At 73.6% G+C, this 22,252-nt stretch carries 14 protein-coding genes; 8 read left to right on the forward strand and 6 right to left on the reverse strand.

From position 1 onward, the window contains the following. Window positions 1–24 precede the first annotated feature (24 nt). From ACZ4TV_RS07725 to serC, 3 genes are all read right to left on the reverse strand, one after another. Entirely contained in the window at window positions 25–3,162 is a 3,138-nt protein-coding gene (locus ACZ4TV_RS07725; protein WP_468131792.1) for a sacsin N-terminal ATP-binding-like domain-containing protein, read from the reverse strand. Between the two features lie 305 nt (window positions 3,163–3,467). Further along, the gene (locus ACZ4TV_RS07730) at window positions 3,468–4,004 is read right to left on the reverse strand and encodes a hypothetical protein (RefSeq protein ID WP_468131794.1); all 537 of its coding nucleotides are present in this window, start codon (window positions 4,002–4,004) and stop codon (window positions 3,468–3,470) included. 354 nt (window positions 4,005–4,358) lie between these two features. After that, entirely contained in the window at window positions 4,359–5,480 is a 1,122-nt protein-coding gene (gene serC / locus ACZ4TV_RS07735) for a phosphoserine transaminase (RefSeq protein ID WP_468131796.1), read from the reverse strand. 79 nt (window positions 5,481–5,559) lie between these two features. On the opposite strand from serC, the gene ACZ4TV_RS07740 reads away from it, so the two are divergent. Continuing rightward, entirely contained in the window at window positions 5,560–8,391 is a 2,832-nt protein-coding gene (locus ACZ4TV_RS07740; RefSeq protein WP_468131798.1) for an FAD-binding and (Fe-S)-binding domain-containing protein, read from the forward strand. A 47-nt stretch (window positions 8,392–8,438) separates the two neighbouring features. Further along, the gene (locus ACZ4TV_RS07745; RefSeq protein ID WP_468131800.1) at window positions 8,439–9,440 is read left to right on the forward strand and encodes an EamA family transporter; all 1,002 of its coding nucleotides are present in this window, start codon (window positions 8,439–8,441) and stop codon (window positions 9,438–9,440) included. 29 nt (window positions 9,441–9,469) lie between these two features. Here the strand turns inward: ACZ4TV_RS07745 and ACZ4TV_RS07750 are convergent, their stop codons facing one another. Then, window positions 9,470–10,495, reverse strand: a complete 1,026-nt coding sequence (locus ACZ4TV_RS07750; protein WP_468131802.1) for a helix-turn-helix transcriptional regulator — start codon at window positions 10,493–10,495, stop codon at window positions 9,470–9,472. 51 nt (window positions 10,496–10,546) lie between these two features. Between ACZ4TV_RS07750 and ACZ4TV_RS07755 the strand changes: the two genes are divergently transcribed. Then, window positions 10,547–10,999, forward strand: coding sequence for a hypothetical protein (locus tag ACZ4TV_RS07755; protein WP_468131804.1), 453 nt, complete (start codon window positions 10,547–10,549; stop codon window positions 10,997–10,999). Window positions 11,000–11,101: 102 nt separating this feature from the next. Here the strand turns inward: ACZ4TV_RS07755 and ACZ4TV_RS07760 are convergent, their stop codons facing one another. Together ACZ4TV_RS07760 and ACZ4TV_RS07765 are read right to left on the reverse strand one after the other, a co-directional pair. After that, window positions 11,102–12,667 carry an alpha/beta fold hydrolase gene (locus tag ACZ4TV_RS07760; RefSeq protein ID WP_468131806.1) on the reverse strand — a complete coding sequence of 522 codons (1,566 nt, stop codon included), beginning with the start codon at window positions 12,665–12,667 and terminating at the stop codon, window positions 11,102–11,104. Window positions 12,668–12,808: 141 nt separating this feature from the next. Then, window positions 12,809–14,431: a CocE/NonD family hydrolase gene (locus tag ACZ4TV_RS07765; RefSeq protein ID WP_468131808.1), complete on the reverse strand. Its 1,623-nt coding sequence runs from the start codon at window positions 14,429–14,431 to the stop codon at window positions 12,809–12,811. A gap of 327 nt (window positions 14,432–14,758) precedes the next feature. On the opposite strand from ACZ4TV_RS07765, the gene ACZ4TV_RS07770 reads away from it, so the two are divergent. The 5 genes from ACZ4TV_RS07770 (at window position 14,759) to ACZ4TV_RS07790 (ending at window position 22,113) form a co-directional block, all read left to right on the forward strand. Further along, window positions 14,759–15,583, forward strand: coding sequence for a TIGR03084 family metal-binding protein (locus tag ACZ4TV_RS07770; RefSeq protein ID WP_468131810.1), 825 nt, complete (start codon window positions 14,759–14,761; stop codon window positions 15,581–15,583). A gap of 83 nt (window positions 15,584–15,666) precedes the next feature. Then, window positions 15,667–17,403, forward strand: a complete 1,737-nt coding sequence (locus ACZ4TV_RS07775) for an acyclic terpene utilization AtuA family protein (protein ID WP_468132254.1) — start codon at window positions 15,667–15,669, stop codon at window positions 17,401–17,403. Continuing rightward, window positions 17,400–19,007 (forward strand): acyl-CoA carboxylase subunit beta, encoded by a 1,608-nt coding sequence (locus ACZ4TV_RS07780; RefSeq protein ID WP_468131812.1) that lies wholly within the window; start codon window positions 17,400–17,402, stop codon window positions 19,005–19,007. Before ACZ4TV_RS07775 ends, ACZ4TV_RS07780 begins: the two co-directional genes overlap by 4 nt. An 8-nt stretch (window positions 19,008–19,015) precedes the next feature. Beyond that, window positions 19,016–20,929, forward strand: coding sequence for an acetyl/propionyl/methylcrotonyl-CoA carboxylase subunit alpha (locus tag ACZ4TV_RS07785; protein WP_468131814.1), 1,914 nt, complete (start codon window positions 19,016–19,018; stop codon window positions 20,927–20,929). After that, window positions 20,926–22,113: an acyl-CoA dehydrogenase family protein gene (locus ACZ4TV_RS07790; RefSeq protein ID WP_468131816.1), complete on the forward strand. Its 1,188-nt coding sequence runs from the start codon at window positions 20,926–20,928 to the stop codon at window positions 22,111–22,113. Before ACZ4TV_RS07785 ends, ACZ4TV_RS07790 begins: the two co-directional genes overlap by 4 nt. The last annotated feature ends 139 nt before the right edge of the window (window positions 22,114–22,252 follow it).

Below are 22,252 nucleotides of genomic sequence, written 5' to 3' on the forward strand. Positions count from 1 at the left end.
TCGACAGGATCGACAGGACAGGGCCTAGTCGAACCAGCGGTCCCGCGCCAGTTCCGCCGTACGGGACGGGTCCTCCAGCAGGGCCGCCACCTCGAAGCGGCGCGGCCACTGGCCCGCCGACCAGGCGAGACCCGCGGCCACGCCCTCCAGCGTGGCCGCGTGGAGGGTGCCGTCGGGCGTGCGGCGCCAGTCGAGTTCCGTGCCGCCGGCGACCAGCTCCTCGTGCTCGACGTACGTCGCCGGGGTGGCCGGGCCCAGCAGGACGCGCACCGACTCCGGGACCTCGTGCTCCTCGCCCGGCGTCGTCACCTCCGCCGGGACCGTCTCCGAGAGCCGGCGGACCTGGAGCAGGTCCGCGAGGTCCGCCGCACGGGACGGGGTCACCGGAAGCAGCGGGAGGCCCTCCGTGAGCGGGAGGAGGTCCGGGGCGTCCGCGATCACGGCGTCGGCCGCGTCCACCACGCGGACCTCGCCGTCCACCACCGCGCGCAGCTCGTCCGGGAGGGTGACCTGCTCGGGGTCCAGATCGGCCAGCGCGCCGTACAGGCCGCGCAGCTGCCGGTCAGTCACCTGCCGCTCCGGGTCGGCGAGACGGGCCAGGAGCTCGGCCGCGCCGCCCGGTTCGTCCAGGAGGGCCGGCACGGTGGTCCGTACGCCCAGGGCCCGCAGGACCTGCTCGTCCTCAAAGCCCGTGGCGTCCGCCGAGGTGTAGAGGCCCTCCAGCAGCGGATCGCCGCCCGCCGCCCGCAGGCCCGCCGGGCGGCGGCCGTCGAGCACCGGGTGGTCGCGCAGCCACCAGGCGGTGTACGGGCGCACCGACTGCGTCGTGCCGTCCGGCAGCAGCACCCGCACCGGCTGGGTCAGCGCGTCGCGCAGCGGCGGCTGCGCGAGCATCGCCAGGGCCTGCGGCCAGCAGTCGTCGTCGACCAGGTCGAGGTCCCGTACGGCGACCAGCTCGGTCGCCACCGGCGGGACGGGGGTGTCCGGCAGCTGGTCCAGCAGGTCCTCGCACCACACGTCCACGGCGTCCAGCAGCCCCGCGTCGTCGGGCTCGGCGAAGTCACCCTCCCGCGGTTCCAGTTCGTCGGGGTCCAGGACCACGTCGGTGGCGCGCACCAGCTGGAAGGTCGCCAGCACCCCGCAGGCGGTGAGCGGGCCCTCGCCCCACCGCTGCGCCAGGTCGGCGTCCACGTACGGGACCTCGTCCTCGCGGATGACAGCGGCGAGCGGCGAGCCGGGCAGCAGCAGTTCGCCCGCCGGGGTCAGTTCCCCGTCCTCGTCGGGCAGGGCCAGCGCACCCAGCCAGGGCTCGTCGCCCGGCGCCAGATCGGCGTCCCGGACGAGCCCCAGGACCACCTCGGCCAGCTCCTCGGCGTCCAGGGTGTCCGCGTCCTCGTCCCAGATCTCCCCGGCGTCCAGGGAGGCGGCGACGGCGGCCCGCACCTGCGGGGTCGTCAGGACGGCCCGAGCCGTGGCCGGGAGGGCTCCGAGCTTCTCCAGCAGCGGGTGCGCCGCGTCCGGGTGGGCCACCTTCAGCCCCAGCCGGGCCAGGTCCGCCGGGGTGTCCGCGTACGGGAGCAGGACGTGGCGCGGCCCGATCGTCGTACGGCCGTCGGCGAGCGGCACGGGCAGTCCGGACAGCCGGTCGGGGTCCACCCCGGCGAGGCTGTCGTAGAGCCGGTGCCACCAGTCGGGGGTCCGCTCGATGCCCGCGATCCGCTCGATGGCATCGCCCAGCGGGAGCCGGCCCACGCCCAGCGTGCGCAGTTCGGCGCGGCGCTCCAGGCCCGCCGGGAGGAGGGTCGGCAGGACCTCGGCGAGGACGCGTACGGTATCGGCGCCCGCGCCCTCCACCACCTCGGCCTCGAAGGGGCGCAGGGCATTGCGCTCCTCGGCGTGCTCGGGCGGAGCGGCCGGTGCGAGGAAGGCCGTACGGGGCAGCCGCCGCAGGATGGCCGCGCGCAGGGCCCCGTCCAGCTCGCCCTTGCCGAGCGGGCCGGGGACCAGGTCCACGAGGGCGGTGCTCACCGGGTCCCAGGCGCCGAGGAGTTCGGCGTACGCGTCGGCCGCGCGCTCCACGAGGAAGTCGGTCAGCGGCCCCGGCGCGGGGTGCCGGCGGCTGGTGTCCAGCGGCAGGGTCGCGATGAGCAGCGCGGGGATGCCCAGCGGCTCGTCGGTGGGGGTCGGCGCGTGCACCACGGGCGCGGTGGCCGGGCGTACCGGGGCGCCCTCGGAGTCGACCGGCACGGCCCAGGACACCGCCCAGGCGGGCCGCAGCCGCTCCTCCACGGGCCGGTCGGCGAGCAGCGCCCGCTCGATGGAGCCGCCGTGGCGGACGGCGCGCCAGCGGTTGGTGCCCGTGCCGGACGCCGTGGTGTCCTCGATGACGGTGTACGGGCCCTCGTCGCGGCGGATCAGCGTGCGGGTGCCGCCGGCCGGGGTCTCCACGACGACCTCGTGCAGCCCGGGCAGGGTGAGCAGCAGGGCGTCGTCGATGCCGGCGAGCAGCCGCTCCGCCAGGTCCTCGGCGGGGGCGTCGCGCAGCGGGAGGACGACGACGGTGTCGTAGCCCTCGGGGGCGGTGCCCTCGGCGGGCAACGGGAGCCGTAGCAGCGGGACGTGCCCGTCGCGGCGGCGCAGTTCGTCGCCGAGGCCGGGGCTGCCGACGGCGGCCTCCCGGGCCAGCTCGCGGGCCTCGGCCAGGGACCAGCGGACCCCGCCGTGGCGGCCGAGGACCGCGGGCTCGTCGGTGACGGCCAGGACGGCCGCGAAGCCGACGCCGAAGCGGCCGACGCTGTCGCCGGCGGATTCGCGTTTGGCGGAGGCGCGCAGGGTGCTCAGCGACTCCACGCCCGTCGCGTCCAGTGGGGCGCCGGTGTTGGCGACGGCCAGGACCGCGTGCACGTGCCCGCCGTCGCCCGGGTGCAGGGTGAGCCGCAGCCGGCCGGGTACGCCGGCCCGGGCCGCGGCGTCGGCGGCGTTCTGCGCCAGCTCGACGACGAGCCGGTCCCGGTAGCCGCCGAGTGCCAGGTCCTCCTCGGCGTTGGCGTCCTCGCGGAAACGGGCCGGGCCCGCACCCCAGGCGTCGAGCACCCCGCGCCGCAGCCGGGCCGTGCCGAAGGGGTCCACGCCGCTCTGGGCCGCCGTCACTCGCACGCTCACGCCGCTGCCTCCAAGAATTGCCGAGCCCTGAACGTCCTGAAGGTATCGCGTACGGGCCCGCGCCCTCCCCGTGAGGTGGGCGAACACGACCGACGGCCACCGCGCCGGATGCCGGGCCACGGGAGGGGGTGGTCCGGCACCGCGGGAGCGGCGGCCGTCGGTCATGGGGAGGATGAGCCGTCAGTCATGAGGGGCATGTGGGGCATGGGGGGCATGAGGGGTGTGATGGGCATATGGCGTGAGACCGGTTCATCGGGTCAATCGATGAGGCGGTTCATGAGGGACCGGCTGATGTTCCCGAGGGCTCAGCTGACGAGCGGCGAACCGGTGAGCTGCCAGGTGATCGGGCCCTTGCCGTCGCCCTCGATGTCGTAGACGGCGGTGGCGTCGCCCGACCACTGCTTGTTGGGGTTCAGGGTGGCGGACGGGGTCAGGCAGAGGAGGTCCTGGGTGGGATCGTTCGACGCGGTCGCGTTGACCTGGGCGGTGAAGTCACACGTCTTGGTGGTGACGACGGCGTCCGTGCCGCCCGGTTCGCGGCTCTCCAGGCGGGTCGTGATCTTGAACGACGTGAAGCGCTTGCTCTTGATGTCGGCCTGGTCGACCATCATCTGCCAGCGGAGGACCGCCTTGCCGCGGACCTTGTTGTCCGGGAGCACCTCGACGCAGGTGGGGATGGTCACCATGGTCTCCGGCCGCCCGTTCGGCAGGACCAGGTCCACGCTGTTGCCCGTGCTCGTGCACGTCGTTGCCGCGCTGGCGGTCTGCGACATCGTCATCACACCCGTGAACGCGGCTGCGGTTGCGGCGAGGGTGGCGGCTCGCTTGATGGCTCGATTCATGGCTCTCCATCCGTCGGCGCATGGCGCTGTACTGGCTGATAGGGGCTGTGACCAGGGGCGACAGTAGGCGGCCACCCCTCGGTCGGATCAACTTGAGGGGATCGCTCCCAATCTTGGAATGGCCGGATCCCATCGGTCCGTTGAATGGTTCGCCGCCTTCGCGGGCTCCTCTGTGCCATGCCTCGGACGGTCCTGTGCGGATCCAACCGGAATGCGGATTTTCTGTGTACTTGAGCTTGGACGCTGACTGAAATCACTCGCTACACGTGCACGCGCACGCGCACGCGGGAACGCCGAAGCCCCCGGCGACGTCAGGTCACCGGGGGCTTCTGGTCGTCACGGGCAGAGCTGTGGTTACAGCTTCTCGATCACGTGGTCGATGCAGGCCGTCAGCGCCTGCACGTCCGCCGGGTCGATGGCCGGGAACATCGCGATGCGGAGCTGGTTGCGGCCCAGCTTGCGGTACGGCTCGGTGTCCACGATCCCGTTGGCGCGCAGCACCTTGGCGACGGCCGCCGCGTCGATGTCGTCCGAGAAGTCGATCGTGCCGATGACGGCGGAGCGCTTGTCGGCGTCCACGACGAAGGGGGTCGCGTACTTGGACGCCTCCGCCCAGCCGTAGAGGTTGCGCGCGCTGGCCGCCGTACGGCCCGTGGTGAACTCCAGGCCGCCCTGGCTGTTCATCCACTCCAGCTGCTGGTTCAGCAGGAAGAGGGTGGCCAGCGCCGGGGTGTTGTACGTCTGGTTCTTCAGCGAGTTGTCGATCGCCGTCGGCAGCGAGAAGAACTCCGGGATGTGCCGGCTGCCGGAGGCGTGCACGCGGGCGGCGCGTTCCAGCGCGGCCGGGGAGAACGCGGCCAGCCACAGACCGCCGTCCGAGGCGAAGGACTTCTGCGGGGCGAAGTAGTAGACGTCCGTCTCGGTGATGTCCACCGGCAGACCGCCGGCGCCCGAGGTCGCGTCCACCAGGACGAGTGACCCGGCGTCGGCGCCCGCGACCCGCTTGAGCGGCGCCGCGACACCCGTCGAGGTCTCGTTGTGGGTGTACGCGTACACGTCCACGCCCGCCTCGGCCACCGGCTCGGGGTGCGTGCCCGGCTCGGAGGAGATCACGGACGGCGCGTCCAGCCACGGCGCGAGCCTCGCGGCCGTGGCGAACTTGGAGGAGAACTCGCCGAAGGTGAGGTGCTGGGACTTCCGCTCGATCAGGCCGGCGGTCGCGATGTCCCAGAAGGCGGTGGAGCCGCCGTTGCCCAGGATCACCTCGTAGCCCTCGGGGAGGGAGAAGAGGTCCCGGATGCCCTGGCGTACCGAGCCGACCAGGTTCTTGACCGGGGCCTGGCGGTGCGAGGTTCCGAGCAGGGAGGTACCGGTGGCGGCGAGGGCGTCCAGCGCCTCGGTCCGCACCTTGGAGGGGCCCGCGCCGAAGCGTCCGTCGGCGGGCTTGATGTCAGCGGGAATCTGGATCTCAGCCACGAGCGGAGCGTATCCGGTCCCGGTCGGCGCTTCGGACGCGCGTCCACCCGATGAGACGAGCCGAGACGGGGCAAGGGGGATGGGACGCGGCGATACGTGCCGGGACGGTGGCAGGCTGGGCACCGTGACGTCACCCGGGGAACTCGAACGGACCTTGCGGGCGGAGCTGCGCGGGGAAGTGGACTTCGGCGCCGCGGCGCGTGCCCTCGTGACCATGGACGCCTCGAACTACCGCCGCGTCCCCGTCGGGGTGGTCGCACCGCGCGACGCCGAGGACGTGGCGGCCGCGCTGCGGGTGTGCGCCGAGGCCGGGGTCCCCGTCGTCCCGCGCGGCGGCGGTACCTCCATCGCCGGGCAGGCCACCGGGACCGGGGTCGTCCTCGACCTCACCCGGCACATGAACGCCCTCGTGGCGGTGGACCCGCAGGCCATGACGGCCGTGGTCCAGCCGGGGCTGGTGCTCGACCGGCTGCGGGACGCGGTGCGCCCGTACGGGCTGACCTTCGGCCCGGACCCCTCCACGCACTCCCGCTGCACCCTCGGCGGCATGATCGGCAACAACGCGTGCGGGGCACACTCGGTGGCCTGGGGGACCACCGCGGACAACGTGACCGAGCTGGCGGTGACGGCGTACGGGGGCTCCTCCCACCGGATCGGCAGCGGCTGGGCGGGCGCCCCCGAGGGCCTGCGCGACCTGGTCACCGGGCACCTGGGCCTGCTGCGGACCGGGATGCCGGCGGACTTCTCGCGCAGGATCTCGGGCTACGCCATGGAGGCCCTCCTCCCGGAGCGCGGGGTGCGGCTCGCACGGGCGTTCTGCGGGAGCGAGGGCACGCTCGGGGTGGTGACCGAGGCTGTCGTGCGCCTGGTGCGCGCGCCGCGCGCGCCGGTCCTGGCCGTCCTGGGGTACGCCGACGAGAGCGCGGCGGCGGACGCGGCGGCGGGCCTGCTGGTACACGGCCCGCTGACGATGGAGGGGATGGCGGAGGACCTGGTCAGGGGCGTGACCGGGCTGCCGCGGGGCCGGGCCTGGCTGTTCGTGGAGATGCCGGACGAGGCCGGGGCCCGCTCGCTCGTACGGGCCGCCGACGCCCTGGACGCGGTGGTGGTCACGGACCCGGCGGGGCAGCGGGCGCTGTGGCGGATCCGCGAGGACGCGGCGGGCACGGCGACGCGGATGCCGGACGGGGGGATGGCCTGGCCCGGCTGGGAGGACTGCGCGGTACCGCCGGCCCGGCTGGGGGCGTACCTGCGGGACTTCCGCGCGCTGCTGGCGGCGCACGGGCTGCACGGATCCCCGTACGGGCACTTCGGCGAGGGATGCGTGCACGTACGGATCGACTTCGACCTGGTGTCGGCGGGTGGCGTGGCCCGCTTCCGGGCCTTCTCGTCCGAGCTGGCGGATCTGGTCGTCGCGCACGGGGGATCGCTGTCGGGGGAGCACGGGGACGGGCAGGCGCGGGCCGAACTGCTGCCGCGGATGTACGGGGCGGAGGTGGTCCGGCTCTTCGGTGCGTACAAGGACGTGTGGGACCCGGCGGGCGGGATGAACCCGGGGATGCTGGTCCGGCCGGGCCGCCTCGACGAGAACCTCCGCTTCGCGGTGCTGCCGGCCACCTCGTTCGCGGGTGAGGTCGCGCGGTGCGTCGGGGTAGCGAAGTGCCGTTCCGTATCCGTATCCGTATCCGCATCCGTGGATGGCGGTGGCGGCCCGGGGGTGATGTGCCCGTCGTACCGGGCCACGGGGGAGGAGCAGCACTCCACGCGCGGCCGGGCGCGGCTGCTGCACGAGATGCTGGCGGGGGAGATCGTGCGGGACGGCTGGCGCTCGGCGGAGGTCGCCGAGGCGCTGGACCTGTGCCTGGGCTGCAAGGGGTGCCGCAGCGACTGCCCGGTGGGCGTGGACATGGCCGCGTACAAGTCCGAGTTCCTGCACCACCACTGGTCGGGCCGGGTCCGCCCGCTCGCCCACTACACGATGGGCGGCCTGCCGGGCTGGCTCCGCCTGATCGCCGCGCTGCGGCTGGCGGGAGCGGCGAACGCGGCGGGCCGACTCCTCCCGGTGCCGGGCCTGACCCGCCAGCGGCCCGTGCCGCCCCTGGCCCGGCAACCATTCACCCGCTGGCATCTTTCAGCCTCGCCGGCGTTTGAGGCGCGGGGTCTGGGGCGGAGCCCCAGTTTCGGGAAGGGGCGGGGCGGGGAAGGCCGCCCGCAGGGCCCCACCGTCACCCTCTGGCCCGACACCTTCACGGAGTACCTCACCCCCGAGACAGGCCGCGCAGCGGTACGCGTCCTGGAGGCCGCCGGCCTGCCCGTGACCATCCCCCGCGGCGGGGTCTGCTGCGGCCTGACCTACGTCTCCACCGGCCGCCTCGACCGCGCCCGCACAGTCCTGCGCCGCACGCTGGCCGCCGTAGGCGACGTCCGCACGCCCGTGCTCGTCCTGGAACCCAGCTGCGCCGCGGCCCTCCGCACGGACCTGCCCGCCCTCCTCCCCGACGACCCCCGCGCGGCCCGCCTGGCGGCGGCCGTCCGTACCCTCGCCGAGACCCTGGAGGAGTACGCCCCCGCCTGGCAGCCGCCCCGCCTCGACCGGGCGGTGGCCGGCCAGACCCACTGTCACCAGCACGCGGTGCTCGGCGACGCGGCGGACCGGCGGCTGCGCGGGCGCGCGGGTCTCGTGGGCGAGCTCAGCGGCGGCTGCTGCGGTCTGGCCGGGAACTTCGGCTTCGAGCCGGGCCACCACGAGGTGTCGGTGGCCTGCGCCGAGGAGCAGCTGCTCCCGTCCCTGCGCGCGGCTCCGCGGGACGCCCTGATCCAGGCGGACGGATTCTCGTGCCGGACGCAGATCGCCCAGCTGGGCGGAGTCCGGGCCCGCCACCTGGCGGAGCTCCTGGCAGAGGGGCTGTAAGGCAAGACACGGAGCCGCACTCCTTACGAAGCCCTTAATCTGAATAAATGCCCGCACCGTCGTCCCCGCCCCAGCCCCCGGCTCCGTCCCCGGCCGCCCCCACCACCACCGCGCCGGCCCCCCTGCCCGCCAAGGCCAAGGCCAAGGCCACGGGCACCGGCACCGGCACCGGCACCGGCACCAGCACGGGCACCCGCCTCGGCCCGGTCGCGCTGGTGATCTCGGCGGGGATCTCGGTGCAGTTCGGCGCCGCCCTCGCGGTCATGATCATGCCGAGGGCCGGTGCGGCGGGCGTGGTCACCCTGCGCCTCGCGGCCGCCGCGCTCGTGCTGCTGCTCCTGTGCCGCCCCAAGGTCCGCGGCTACTCCCGCTCCGACTGGGGCACGGTGCTCGCCTTCGGCGTCGCCCTGGCGGGGATGAACGGGCTCTTCTACCAGGCCATCGACCGGATCCCGCTCGGCCCGGCCGTCACCCTGGAGGTCCTCGGGCCGCTCGCGCTCTCCGTCATCGTCTCCCGGCGCCTGGTGAACGTCCTGTGGGCCGGCCTCGCCCTCGGCGGCGTGGTCCTGCTGTCCGGGCACGGCGGGGGCGGGCTCGGCTTCGGCTCCCTCGACCCGCTGGGCGCGGCCTACGCGCTCGGGGCGGGCGCGATGTGGGCGGCGTACATCGTGTTCAGCGCGCGGACGGGCCGCCGCTTCCCGCAGGCGGACGGCCTGGCCCTGGCGATGGCGGTGGCCGCGGTCCTCTCCCTGCCGCTGGGCGTCGTCGAGGCGGGCGCGGCCCTGCTGGTCCCGAGCACCCTGGCCCTGGGCCTCGGGGTCGCCCTCCTTTCCTCGGTCCTGCCCTACACCCTGGAGCTGCTCGCCCTGCGGCGGATGCCGGCCCCGACCTTCGCGATCCTGATGAGCCTGGAGCCGGCCATCGCCGCCAGCGCGGGCTTCCTCGTCCTGAACCAGGCCATGTCCGCACTGGACGCCCTGGCCATCGCCCTCGTGATCGCGGCCAGCATGGGCGCGGTCCGCTCCCAGATCCGCAAGCAGCCCGCCTGATGGACGCCGTCCCCCACCTGTGGGCGGGCTCAAGGGATGAGATCAAGGGGTGACGTCGATGCGGAGCCTCGGTCACAGGTTGGCTGGGCGTAGCGGGCCGTCAGTGTCGTCAGGGTGGCCCGGATGAGGGTGCGCAGGGCAGGTGGGGCGAGGACCTCGGCGTCCGCCGCCAGGGAGAGGAACTGCGACTGCGCCTGGGACTGCGACTCGATCGGGAGCACCGCCCGGGTCCAGCCCGGCAGTTCGGGGTCCGGTTCGCCCGTGGTCGCCAGGGCCCGGGCCTGGGCGCCCGTCAGTTGGGCCGCGCCGTGCGCGGAGAGCCGTACGAGGGCCTCCTCCGGGTGGAGCCGCGCGTGGAAGTCCGCCTGGGTCCGCCGCCAGTGCGCCGCCAGGTCGAAGCCCTCGGGGAGCTCCGCGGACTGCGCCGTCTCCGTGACCGACAGGATCTGGTCCACCCGGTAGGTGCGCGGCTCCGGCTGCCCGTCGCACGTGCCCGCCACCAGGTACCAGCGGCCCGCCTTCAGGACCAGCCCGTACGGGGCCAGGCGCCGGTCCACATCCCGGGGCTCCTTCCACCGCCGGTAGCGCACCTCGATCACCCGGCCCCGCCACACCGCGTCGGCGACCTGCGCGAGGTACGGGGTCTCCTCGTGCTCCGCGTACCACCCCGGCGCGTCCAGGTGGAACCGCAGCCGCATCCGGTCCGCCTGCGCCCGCAGCTCCGCCGGCAGCGCCGCGCGCAGCTTCAGCTGGGCCGCCGACAGGGCCTGGCCGAGGCCCAGTTCCGCCGCCGGACCCGGCATTCCGGTCAGGAACAGCGCCTCGGCCTCGCCCGAGCTGAGCCCGGTCAGGCGGGTGCGGTAGCCGGCGAGCAGCTGGTAGCCGCCGCTGTGGCCGGCGTCCCCGTACAGCGGTACGCCCGCCGCGGCCAGCGCCTCCGCATCGCGGTAGACCGTACGTACGGACACCTCCAGCTCCTGCGCGAGCTCGGCGGCGGTCATCCGCCCCCGGGTCTGGAGCAGCAGCAGGATCGACAGCAGGCGGCTGGACTTCATCGGGACTTCACTGACACAGGATGTCAGTGGAGTGCTCCTACGGTTCGGCGCATGAATGATTTCGACTTCCTCGTGGGCAGCTGGGACGTTTCCAACCGCTGGCGCACCGACTTCCTCGACGCCGACAGCACGTGGGAGGAGTTCCCGGCCGTGTCCCACGCCTCGCGGCACTTCGACGGCGGCGCCAGTTTCGACGAGATCGACTTCCCGACGAAGGGCTTCGGAGGTCTCACGCTGCGGCTGTTCGACCGGGAGCGCGAGGAGTGGTCGCTGTACTGGTCGAGCCGCCGGACCGGGACGCTCTTCCCACCCGTCGTCGGGCGGTTCACGGACGGCACCGGGGTCTTCGAGGGCGAGGACACGCACGACGGGAAGGCGGTCCGGGTGCGGTTCGTGTGGAGCGGCGTCCGGACCGGATCCCCGTGCTGGGAGCAGTTCTTCTCGCTCGACGGGGGCGCCACCTGGGTGCACAACTGGACGATGAACTTCCGCCGTCGTCCCTGAAGCCGTACCCTGCCCGGCCGGCCGCGGGGGGACCGGCCGGGCAGGCGTACACCCCTCAATTCATCGGGAGGTTGCCGGCCGCCCCAGTGCGACGCCGGCGCCTCAGCGCCCGAGGCCGCTCATCGTCACGGCTGCCGGACTCGCCACCCCGCTCTCATCCACCACGAACCGTCCGTTCGGAGCACCGTCGAAGGTCCCGTTCTTGATCCACTCGATCAGCGCCGCCTGGTACGTGTCATGCGGGCCGCGCCAGGGCCGGCCCGGGCGGCCACCGTACGGCGTCCCCGATTCCGGCGTGCAGCGCTCGCCGGAGCAGCCGGCGAGATGGAGCAGGTGGCTGCCGCACTGGACCTGCACCAGCAACTTCTGGGACGAGCCGAGGCTGTTGTAGATGGCGGGCGCGTTGCCGGGTGGGGCGACGACGTCGTCGAGGCCGTGGATGACCAGCGCGGGCGTGGTCAGCTGCTGCGCGACGGTGGCGTTCCAGCCGTAGCTGGAGAAGGTCGGCGCGCGGCTGACGCCGGTCGGGTCGGCCGGGTCGTCGCCTCCCCAGGTGCTGCCCAGCCGGTCCTCCTCCAGCATCTGCTCCCACAACTGCTCCTGCGTCCCAGGGATTCGGTGGCCGGTGCAGACCTCGGCACGCCCGGGCGGCATGTTCGGGCCGGAGAGGATGTTCTCCTCCGTCGTGAGTCTCGTCGGGAAGGTCTGGAAGGACGCGGGCGAGGTCGGCTCCTCGGTCGGTGTGCCGAAGTTCGATGAGTGGAACACGACCCGGTTGACCTTCGGGGCGACGTCGGCGGCCTTGTGCAGCGTCCGGGCGACATGCTGGGCGCCGAGCGACCAGCCGATCAGGGTGACCTTGCCGTCCGACGGGTTGGCGCGCGCGATGGCGTCGTCGATGACCTGGCGGATGTCGCGTACGAACACGTCGCTGCGGGCGAAGCGGTGGTTGCTGGAGTGCGCGCGGCGCTGCCCGTCGAGCGGGTTGTTGAGGAGCAGTGTCCCCTGCTGGTCGAGCGGTGCGGGCGGGATGCCGGGGCGGTCACAGCCCTCGGGGTGGGAGCAGCTGCCGTCCGCGTTGTAAGGACGGAGGCTGGCGTTGCCGGGGTCGTCGAGACCGTTCTCGAAACGGGTCGAGCGGCCGTAGCCGAGAAGGCTGGGCGCGAAGGTGTCGATCCCGGCCCGGGCGAGCGCCCGCTGGGTGCTGAGCGTCCCGCCGCCGGGGGCCCGGTGGCGCAGGTCGAACGACGGCGTGCCGGAGACCCCGCTGCCGTGGATCAGCACCGCGGCCCTGTTGGGTACGCCGGGGCATCTGCCGCGGGCGTACGCGGGCCGGACGCGGTGGACCTGGATCCTCGCCGGGAGCCCGTCGAACTGCGGGTCCGGCATGAGCCCCGCCGGCACCGTGAAGTCCAGCCAGTAGTCCTGGACCCGCACGCCGGTCGGCGCGTTGTCGCAGTGCGCGGCCGAGGGCCGGGTGCTGTCGGCTGCCGTCGCGGGGCCAGAGCCGAAGGCGCCGGTGATCAGACCAAGCGAGAGGAGGAGCAGCCAGGGCTTCCGGACCCGAGACCTGGGCCGCAGCCCAGATCTCTCGCGGCGGGGCCGCTCCGGTCTCTGGTCCGCAATCCCGCCTGGGGCGCGCTCGTGTCGCTCTGGGCTGGTGTGCATCGCATCTCCTGACAGGGTCGGCGTTCTGGGGTGTCAGGAACATCCTTCGATCTGTTCGGCGCCCGGCCCGGCAGGCTCGGCCACACGACGGCGACAAGCGCACCACCGCCCCCGAAACGGGTGAACCGCCCCGCTCACCCCTCAGCCGAGCGGCAGGTCCACGTACGAAGGGGTCGCCTCCGGTGAGGTGAAGGCCAGCGTCGCGCGCGGCAGGTTGGCGTCGCCGTAGAACGGGTCGCGGGCGTCGATCACCAGCATCAGCCGGTGGCCGCGCGGTACGTCGTACGCCGTCGCCTGCAGGTCGATGTCCGCGCTGATCAGGCTGTCGGGCGGCGAGCCGAGGTCGGTGTACGGGGCGTGCGTGACGATGTGGCCCGTGCCGTCGGGCGCCACGTCAAGGAGGTACGCGACGAAGGTGGACCCCGGGTTCGCCGCCCGGTACGTCACGCGCAGCCGCGGTATGCCGCGCAGCCGGGTGGTCTCCGCGGCCGGGTCCGCGGTCCACACCGCGGCGACGGTGCGGTCAATGTCGCCCGTCGGGTAGACCTTCTGGCGGCCGGCGATCTCCGCGTACCCGGATTCGACGACCTTGTCGGCGACGGTCGCCGGGGTGTCCACCCCGCAGAGCACGGTGGCGGACCAGCCGGCCTGCGGCTCCTCGCCGAGTTCCCCGTCGTCCGCCAGGTACAGCCGCTGGACCTGTTCGGTGAGGGAGGGCCAGGTAGGGCGGGGTTCGAGGGTCTTGCTCCACATGACCTCGCCGAGGACCTGGCCCTCGGCGCCGATGCCGTTGTCGATCTCCTTGAGGTGGTGGTCGAACCAGCGGTGGGCGTCCGTCCAGATCCGGTTCGGCAGGCCGAGCATGCCGGTCATCTCGGGGCCCGAGTGGTCGCCGATGGAGACGGCGAGGCGTTTGGGGCCGGTCAGCTCGTTGAACATCTTCAGGGTCTGGTTGGCCGGGAAGAGCGTCTCGTGCCAGGCGTGCGAGAAGAAGACCGGCACCTGGCGGCGGTTGAGCTCCTTGACGTGGGCGAAGGGCGAACGCGCCTCCGCCCAGCGCAGGGTGCCCTGGATGTCCCGGCCGGCGAGGACGTTGTCGAAGACGCTCTGCGTCTGCGGGCTGAGCCGCGCCTTGGCGGCCGCGTCGAGCAGGGCCCGTACGGCCGCGATGTGGCGGGTGGAGTTCTCGTAGAACGCCTCCCCGAGATCGCCCCAGGTGCTGAGCGCGACCACGGCGTCGATGCGGGTGTCGTGCGCGGCGACCAGCTGGCTGATGCCGGAGCCGTACGAGTCCCCGAGGAAGCCGATCTTCGTGAGGGGGCCGTTGCTGCGCTCGATGAGGTGGTCCAGAGCCCGGCTGCCGTCGGCGACGTCGAGCGGGCCGGCCACCTCGACCTGGCCCTCGGAGCCGGCGAAGCCGCGGGTGGAGTAGGCGAGGACGTTGTAGCCGCGGGCCGCGAAGAGGGAGGCCTGGACGGCGTACGGGAGCCAGCCGAGGCTGGTCCAGGGCGAGGGCATGACGATCGCCGGGCGCGGCCGGGCCCCGGTGTGCCGCCAGAGCGCGGCGTCGAGCAGGTCCCCGTCGGCGCCGGTCACCTTGCCGCGGGTGAAGACGGCGAGGGAGCGGACCTCGGCGACCTCGGCGGCGCGGGCGGGGGCGAGGCCGGTGACGTCGCCGCTCTCCAGGGCGGTGACGAAGGCGGTGAGGGCGGTCGCGTCGAGTTCGGGATAGAGGGAGAAGGGGGTTCGGGCGGCTGGAGTCACGTCAGTCCATCCTCTTCGTCGGCTTCGGCTTCGGCTTCGGCGTCGGCTTCGCTCGACTGGGGCCGGAGCGGAGCGTTCAGTATCGACGGGACATCCGGTGACGTATCGCGAGTTTCCGGCTTACGGCCTGAATCGCCCCTCCGTTCCCGGGGGACGCCGCGCCGCGGGACCTGCGGCCGACGCGTCGCGCGGCAACTCCCCTTTCGGCTGCGGTGGTTCGGCGCGGGTGGCGGGAAGGTGCCGCGTCCCGAGAAAATCATGCAAGCGTGCTTGATTGTTTTCTCGGGGGCTGTCAGTCTTCCCCTCACGCCGAGAGGGGAGCGCACCGTGCCCGATCCGTCCGCCGTTAACGCAGCCGTCGACGCAGCCGTCGCCGTCTTCGCCGATCTGCGCGAGGAGGGCCGTGAAGTGGACGCTCTGGTCGCCGAGTTGCCCGACTCCGACTGGGCCCGGCCCACTCCCGCGCCCGGCTGGACCGTCGCCCACCAGATCGCCCACCTCCACTGGACCGACCGGGCCTCGCTGCTCTCCCTCACCGACGCCACCGGCTTCGGCCGCCTCGTCGAAGAGGCCTTGAAGGCCCCCGATTCCTTCGTCGACGAGGGCGCGGAGGAGGGCGCGGCGCTGGCGCCCGCCGAGCTGCTCGCCCGCTGGCGGGCCGCGCGCGCCGCCCTCGACGAGGCGCTCGCCGCGGCCTCGCCCGACACCCGCTTCCCCTGGTACGGGCCGCCCATGAAGGCCGCCTCGATGGCGAGCGCCCGGCTCATGGAGACCTGGGCGCACGGCCAGGACGTCGCCGACGCGCTCGGCGTGCGCCGCACCCCGACCGCGCGGCTTTGGCACGTGGCACGGATCGGCGTACGGGCCCGCGACTACGCCCATGCCGTACGCGGACTGCCCGCGCCGGCGGGGGAGTTCCGGGTGGAGCTGACGGCTCCGGACGGCCGGGGGGTATGGACGTACGGCCCGCCGGACGCCCCGCAGCGGATCACCGGCCCGGCGCTCGACTTCTGCCTCCTGGTGACCCAGCGGGCGCACCGCGCCGACCTGGCCCTCACCGCGACCGGCCCCGACGCGGACCGCTGGCTGGACATCGCCCAGGCCTTCGCGGGCCCGGCGGGACCTGGCCGCGCGCCGGCGGGATCGCGGTGACGCCGGGGCCGGCGACCCGCCGCCCGCTCCTGATCGGCAATGCCTCGGGTTTCTACGGGGACCGCTTCAGCGCGCTGCGCGAGATGCTGACCGGCGGCCCGCTGGACGTGGTGACCGGGGACTACCTGGCCGAGCTGACCATGCTGATCCTGGGCCGCGACCGCCTGAAGAACCCGGACCTCGGCTACGCCAAGACCTTCCTGCGCCAGCTGGAAGACGGGCTCGGGCTCGCGCACGAGCGGGGCGTACGGATCGTCGCGAACGCGGGCGGTCTGCACCCGGCCGCACTCGCCGACGCCGTACGGGCCTTGGCGGCCAAGGTGGGCGTTCCCGTCTCGGTGGCCCACGTCGAGGGCGACGACCTGACCCCGCGCGAGGACGGGGCGCTGACGGCCAACGCGTACCTCGGGGGCGCCGGGATCACGGCCTGCCTGCGGGCCGGCGCGGACGTGGTGGTGACCGGCCGGGTCACGGACGCGGCGCTGGTCAGCGGCCCGGCGGCCTGGTGGTTCGACTGGGCCGCGGACGACTACGACCGGCTGGCGGGGGCGGTGGTCGCGGGCCACGTCCTGGAGTGCGGCACCCAGGCGACCGGCGGCAACTACGCCTTCTTCACCGCGCACGACGTCCGCCGCCCCGGCTTCCCCCTCGCGGAGATCTCGGCGGACGGCTCCTCGGTGATCACCAAGCACCCGGGCACGGGTGGGGCCGTCACCACCGGCACCGTCACGGCCCAGCTCCTCTACGAGACCCAGGGCGTCCGCTACCTGGGCCCGGACGTGACCGCCCGGCTGGACACGGTCCGGCTGACCGAGGAGGGCCCCGACCGCGTACGGATCACGGGGGTGGAGGGGGAACCCCCGCCGGCCACGCTGAAGGTCGGCGTCACCCGCGTCGGCGGCTGGCGCAACGAGGTGATCTTCGTCCTGACCGGTCTGGACATCGAGGCGAAGGCGGAGCTGGTCCGGTCCCAGCTGTCCGAGGCCCTGGAGGGCGTCGCCACCGCCGACTGGACCCTGGCCCGCACGGACCACGAGGACGCCCCGACGGAGGAAACGGCCAGCGCGCTCCTGCGCCTGGTGGTCCGCGACCCCTCCCCGGACCGGATCGGCCGCGCCCTGACCTCGACGGCGATCGAACTGGCCCTGGGCAGCTACCCGGGCTTCCACGTCACCGCCCCGCCCGGCCCGGCCCAGCCCTACGGGGTCTTCACCTCGACCCTGGTGCCGGCGGATTCGGTCCCGCACACCGCTGTCCTCCCGGACGGCACCCGTCTGTCGATGAACGCTGCGGATCTTTCAGCCCCTCCGGCGTTTGAGGAGCGGGGGTTCGGGGGCGGAGCCCCCGAAGGGTCCGGGGCGGAGCCCCGGGACGGGGGTCCGGGGGCGGAGCCCCCGGTTTCGGGAAGGGGCGGGGTGGGGGAGAGCGGCCCCGCAGGGCCCACCACCCGCGCGCCCCTCGGCGCCGTGGCCGGGGCCCGCAGCGGCGACAAGGGCGGCGACGCCAACGTCGGTGTCTGGGTCGAGTCGGCCCCCGCCTGGGACTGGCTGCACGACACCCTCACCGTCGAGCTGGTGCGGGAGCTGCTCCCCGAAGCCCGGGACCTGCCCGTCACCCGCCACGCGCTGCCGCGACTGAAGGCCCTGAACTTCACCATCACCGGCATCCTCGGCGACGGCGTCGCCTCCGGCCACCGCTTCGACCCCCAGGCCAAGGCCCTCGGCGAATGGCTCCGCGCCCGCCACCTCGACATCCCGACCCACCTGCTGCGGCGGCCCGCCCAGGGCTCCGCACCCGCCCCGGAGGGGACCGGCCCATGACCCGCCTCGGCACCACCCTCGACCCCCGTGCCCCCGAGCACGCGCAGGCCCGTACCGCCGCCCTCGAACGCCTCGCCGCCCTCGACGCCGAGCACGCCAAGGCCCTGCAGGGCGGCGGCGAGAAGTACACCGCCCGCCACCGGGCCCGCGGCAAGCTCCTGGCCCGTGAGCGCGTCGAGCTGCTGCTCGACCAGGACACCCCGTTCCTGGAGCTGTCCCCGCTCGCCGCCTGGGGCAGCGACTACCCCGTCGGCGCCTCCATGGTCACCGGCATCGGCACGGTCGAGGGCGTCGAATGCCTGGTCACCGCCAACGACCCCACCGTCCGCGGTGGAGCCAGCAATCCCTGGACCCTGAAGAAGGCGCTGCGGGCCAACGAGATCGCCCGGCAGAACCGCATCCCCTGCATCAGTCTCGTGGAGTCCGGCGGCGCCGATCTGCCCTCCCAGAAGGAGATCTTCATCCCGGGCGGCGCGATCTTCCGCGACATCACCCGGCTTTCGGCCGACGGCATCCCGACCGTCGCCGTCGTCTTCGGCAACTCCACCGCCGGAGGCGCGTACATCCCCGGCATGTCCGACCACACCATCATGATCAAGGACCGTTCCAAGGTGTTCCTCGGCGGCCCGCCCCTGGTCAAGATGGCCACCGGTGAGGAGAGCGACGACGAGTCCCTCGGCGGGGCGGACATGCACGCCCGCACCTCCGGTCTCGCCGACTACTACGCCGTCGACGAGTACGACGCGATCCGCCAGGCCCGCCGCGTCATCGCGCGCCTGAACCACCGCAAGCCGCACGCGGACCCGCCGAAGGCCGACGAGCCCCTCTACGACCCCGAAGAACTCCTCGGCATCGTCCCGCCCGACCTCAAGACGCCCTTCGACCCGCGCGAGGTCATCGCCCGTATCGTCGACGCCTCCGACTTCGACGAGTTCAAGCCCCTCTACGGCACCAGCCTCGTCACCGGCTGGGCCACCCTGCACGGCTACCCGGTCGGCATCCTCGCCAATGCGCAGGGGGTGCTGTTCAGCGCCGAGTCCCAGAAGGCCGCCCAGTTCATCCAGCTCGCCAACCAGCGCGACATCCCCCTCCTCTTCCTCCACAACACCACCGGCTACATGGTCGGCAAGGAGTACGAGCAGGGCGGCATCATCAAACACGGCTCGATGATGATCAACGCGGTCTCCAACTCGAAGGTCCCGCACCTGTCCGTGCTCATCGGCGCGAGCTACGGCGCCGGCCACTACGGCATGTGCGGCCGCGCCTACGAGCCCCGCTTCCTCTTCGCCTGGCCCAGCGCCAAGTCCGCCGTCATGGGACCCCAGCAGCTCGCGGGCGTGCTGTCCATCGTGGCCCGGCAGTCCGCCGCCGCGAAGGGTCAGCCATACGACAACGATGCGGCCGACGCTGATGCCAGAATGCGCGCGTTCGTGGAGGCGCAGATCGAGTCCGAGTCGCTGCCGATGTTCCTGTCCGGGCGGCTGTACGACGACGGGGTCATCGACCCGCGCGATACCCGCACCGTCCTCGGCCTGTGCCTGTCGGCCGTCCACAACGCCCCCGTCGAGGGCGCCCGTGGCGGCTTCGGCGTCTTCCGGATGTGAGCCCGCACATGACCATCGACTCCCTCCTCGTGGCCAACCGCGGCGAGATCGCCGTCCGGATCTTCCGCACCGCCCGCGCCCTGGGCCTGGCCACGGTCGCCGTCCACTCCGACCCGGACGCCGACGCCCTGCACGTCCGCGACGCCGACGCGGCCGTACGCCTGCCCGGCGCGGCCCCCGCCGAGACCTACCTGCGCGGCGATCTGATCATCAAGGCCGCCCTCGCCGCCGGCGCCGACGCCGTCCACCCCGGCTACGGCTTCCTCTCCGAGAACGCCGACTTCGCCCGCGAGGTCCAGGCCTCCGGCCTGACATGGATCGGCCCGCCCCCCGAGGCCATCGAAGCCATGGCCTCCAAGACCCGGGCCAAGGAACTGATGCGCGCGGCCGGAGTGCCGCTCCTCGATCCCGTCGACCCGGCCGCCGCCACCCCCGCCGACCTGCCCCTCCTCCTCAAGGCCGCGGCCGGGGGCGGCGGCCGCGGGATGCGCGTGGTCCGCGACCTCGACCACCTCGAGGAGGCCCTCGACGCGGCCGCCGCCGAGGCCCGCTCGGCCTTCGGCGACGGCGAGGTCTTCGCCGAGCCCTACGTCGAGCGCGGCCGCCACGTCGAGGTGCAGATCCTCGCCGACGCCCACGGCACCGTCTGGGCACTCGGCACCCGCGACTGCTCCCTCCAGCGCCGCCACCAGAAGGTCATCGAGGAGGCCCCGGCACCCGGTCTGACCGAGGCCCTGCGCAACACCCTGCACGCCTCCGCCGTCGCCGCCGCCCGCGCCGTCTCCTACCAGGGCGCGGGTACCGTCGAGTTCCTCGTCACCGCCGACGGGTGCCCGTACTTCCTGGAGATGAACACCCGCCTCCAGGTCGAGCACCCCGTCACCGAAGCCGTCTTCGGGCTCGACCTCGTCGCCCTCCAACTGCGCATCGCCGAGGGCGCGGCCCTGCCCCCGGCGCCCCCGGAGCCCACCGGGCACGCCGTCGAGGCCCGCCTCTACGCCGAGGATCCCGCCCAGGACTGGCGCCCGCAGACCGGACTCCTGCACACCCTCGCCGTCCCCGGCCAGGTCCGCGTGGACACGGGCTTCACCGACGGGGACACCGTCGGCATCCACTACGACCCCATGCTCGCCAAGGTCGTCGCCCACGCCCCCACCCGCGCCGAGGCCGTCCGCGCCCTCGCGCACGCCCTCGCCGGAGCCCGCATCCACGGGCTCACCACCAACCGCGAGCTCCTCGTACGGTCCCTGCGGCACCCGGAGTTCACCGCCGGGCGGCTCGACACCGGCTTCTACGAGCGCCACCTCGCCACCCTCACCGAGGGCGTCCCGGACGCCACCCTCTCGGCCCTGGCCGCGGCCCTCGCCGAGGCCGCACCGGCCGCTGACGCCCCGCTCGCCCGTCGCCTCGGCGGCTGGCGCAACGTCCGCTCCCAGCCGCAGAGCCGCCGCTACACGGCAGCAGGCACCCAGTACGAGGTGCGCTATCACCCGGTGGACCACCCCGGCGTGCGGGTCCTGGCCGCCGAACCCACCCTCGTCACGCTCGAAGTCGAGGGAATCCGACGGCTGTTCCACGTGAAACGAAATTCGAACACGGCGGAGTCGGAGATCTACGTCGACTCGGCGCTCGGCGCACACACCCTTACCCCCGTTCCCCGCTTCCCCGACCCCCAGGACCGCACCGAACCGGGCTCCCTGCTCGCTCCCATGCCCGGCACCGTGGTCCGCGTCGCCGAGGGCCTCGCCCCCGGCAGCCCCGTCACCGCCGGGCAGCCGCTGCTCTGGCTGGAGGCCATGAAGATGGAGCACCGCATCCTCGCTCCCGCCTCCGGCACGCTCACCGCGCTCCACGCCGTCACCGGCCAACAGGTCGAGTTCGGCGCCCTGCTCGCCGTAGTCCAGGAGGAACCACCAGCATGAGCTCCTTCATCGGCCCCACCCTTCTCGAAACCGACGAACACAAGGCCCTGCGCACCGCCGTGGCCGCCCTCGGGCAGCGCTACGGCCGCGCGTACCTCGCCCGCGTAACCCGTGAGGGAGGCCACCCCGACGAGCTGTGGGCCGACGCCGCGAAGCTCGGCTACCTCGGGGTCAGCCTCCCCGAGGAGTACGGCGGCGGAGGCGGCGGCATCGCCGAACTGTCCATCGTCCTCGAAGAGCTCGGCGCCGCGGGCTGCCCCCTCCTGATGATGGTCGTCTCACCCGCCATCTGCGGCACGGTCATCTCCCGCTTCGGCACCGAGGCCCAGAAGCAGGCCTGGCTCCCCGGCCTCGCCGACGGCAGCCGCACCATGGCCTTCGGCATCACCGAACCCGACGCCGGCTCCAACTCCCACCGGATCACCACCACGGCCCGCCGCGACGGCGACGACTGGATCCTCACCGGCCGCAAGGTCTTCATCTCCGGCGTGGACATCGCCGACGCCACCCTCATCGTCGGCCGCACCGAAACCGTGTCATCCAGCGGGGGCGCACCGGCCCTCAAGCCGTGCCTGTTCATCGTCCCCAGGGACGCTCCCGGATTCTCCCGCACGGTCATCGACATGGAACTCCAGGCGGCGGAGAAGCAGTTCGAGCTCGTCCTGGACGACGTACGCCTGCCGGGGGACGCGCTGGTCGGGGACGAGGACGCGGGCCTGCTCCAGCTGTTCGCCGGCTTGAACCCCGAGCGCATCATGACCGCCGCCTTCGCCATCGGGATGGGCCGCTACGCCCTGGCCAGGGCCGTCGACTACGCGAGGACCCGCCAGGTGTGGAACGAACCCATCGGAGCACACCAGGCCGTGGCCCATCCGCTGGCCCAGGCCCACATCGAGCTGGAACTGGCCGGCCTGATGATGCGGAAGGCTGCGCTGCTGTACGACGCGGGGGACGACATGGGGGCGGGCGAGGCGGCGAACATGGCGAAGTACGCGGCGGGCGAGGCGTGCGTCCGGGCGGTGGACCAGTCCGTGCACACCCTGGGCGGCAACGGCCTCACCCGCGAGTACGGCCTGGCGTCCCTGATCACCGCCGCCCGCGTGGCCCGCATCGCCCCCGTGAGCCGCGAGATGATCCTCAACTTCATCTCCCACCAGACCCTGGGCCTCCCCAAGTCCTACTGACCCCGTCGCCCCGGCGGGTTGCCCTGCGGGCGGCTCGAGCCTGGTCGGTGGGGTCGGTCCGTGGGGCCGCGCCGGGGTATCTCCTCGGCTCGCGCGGTGTCCCTGCGGGGGGCTCGGCGGTAGCGGCTTGTTCCGATCC

The organism is Streptomyces sp. NPDC028910, from assembly GCF_055564955.1.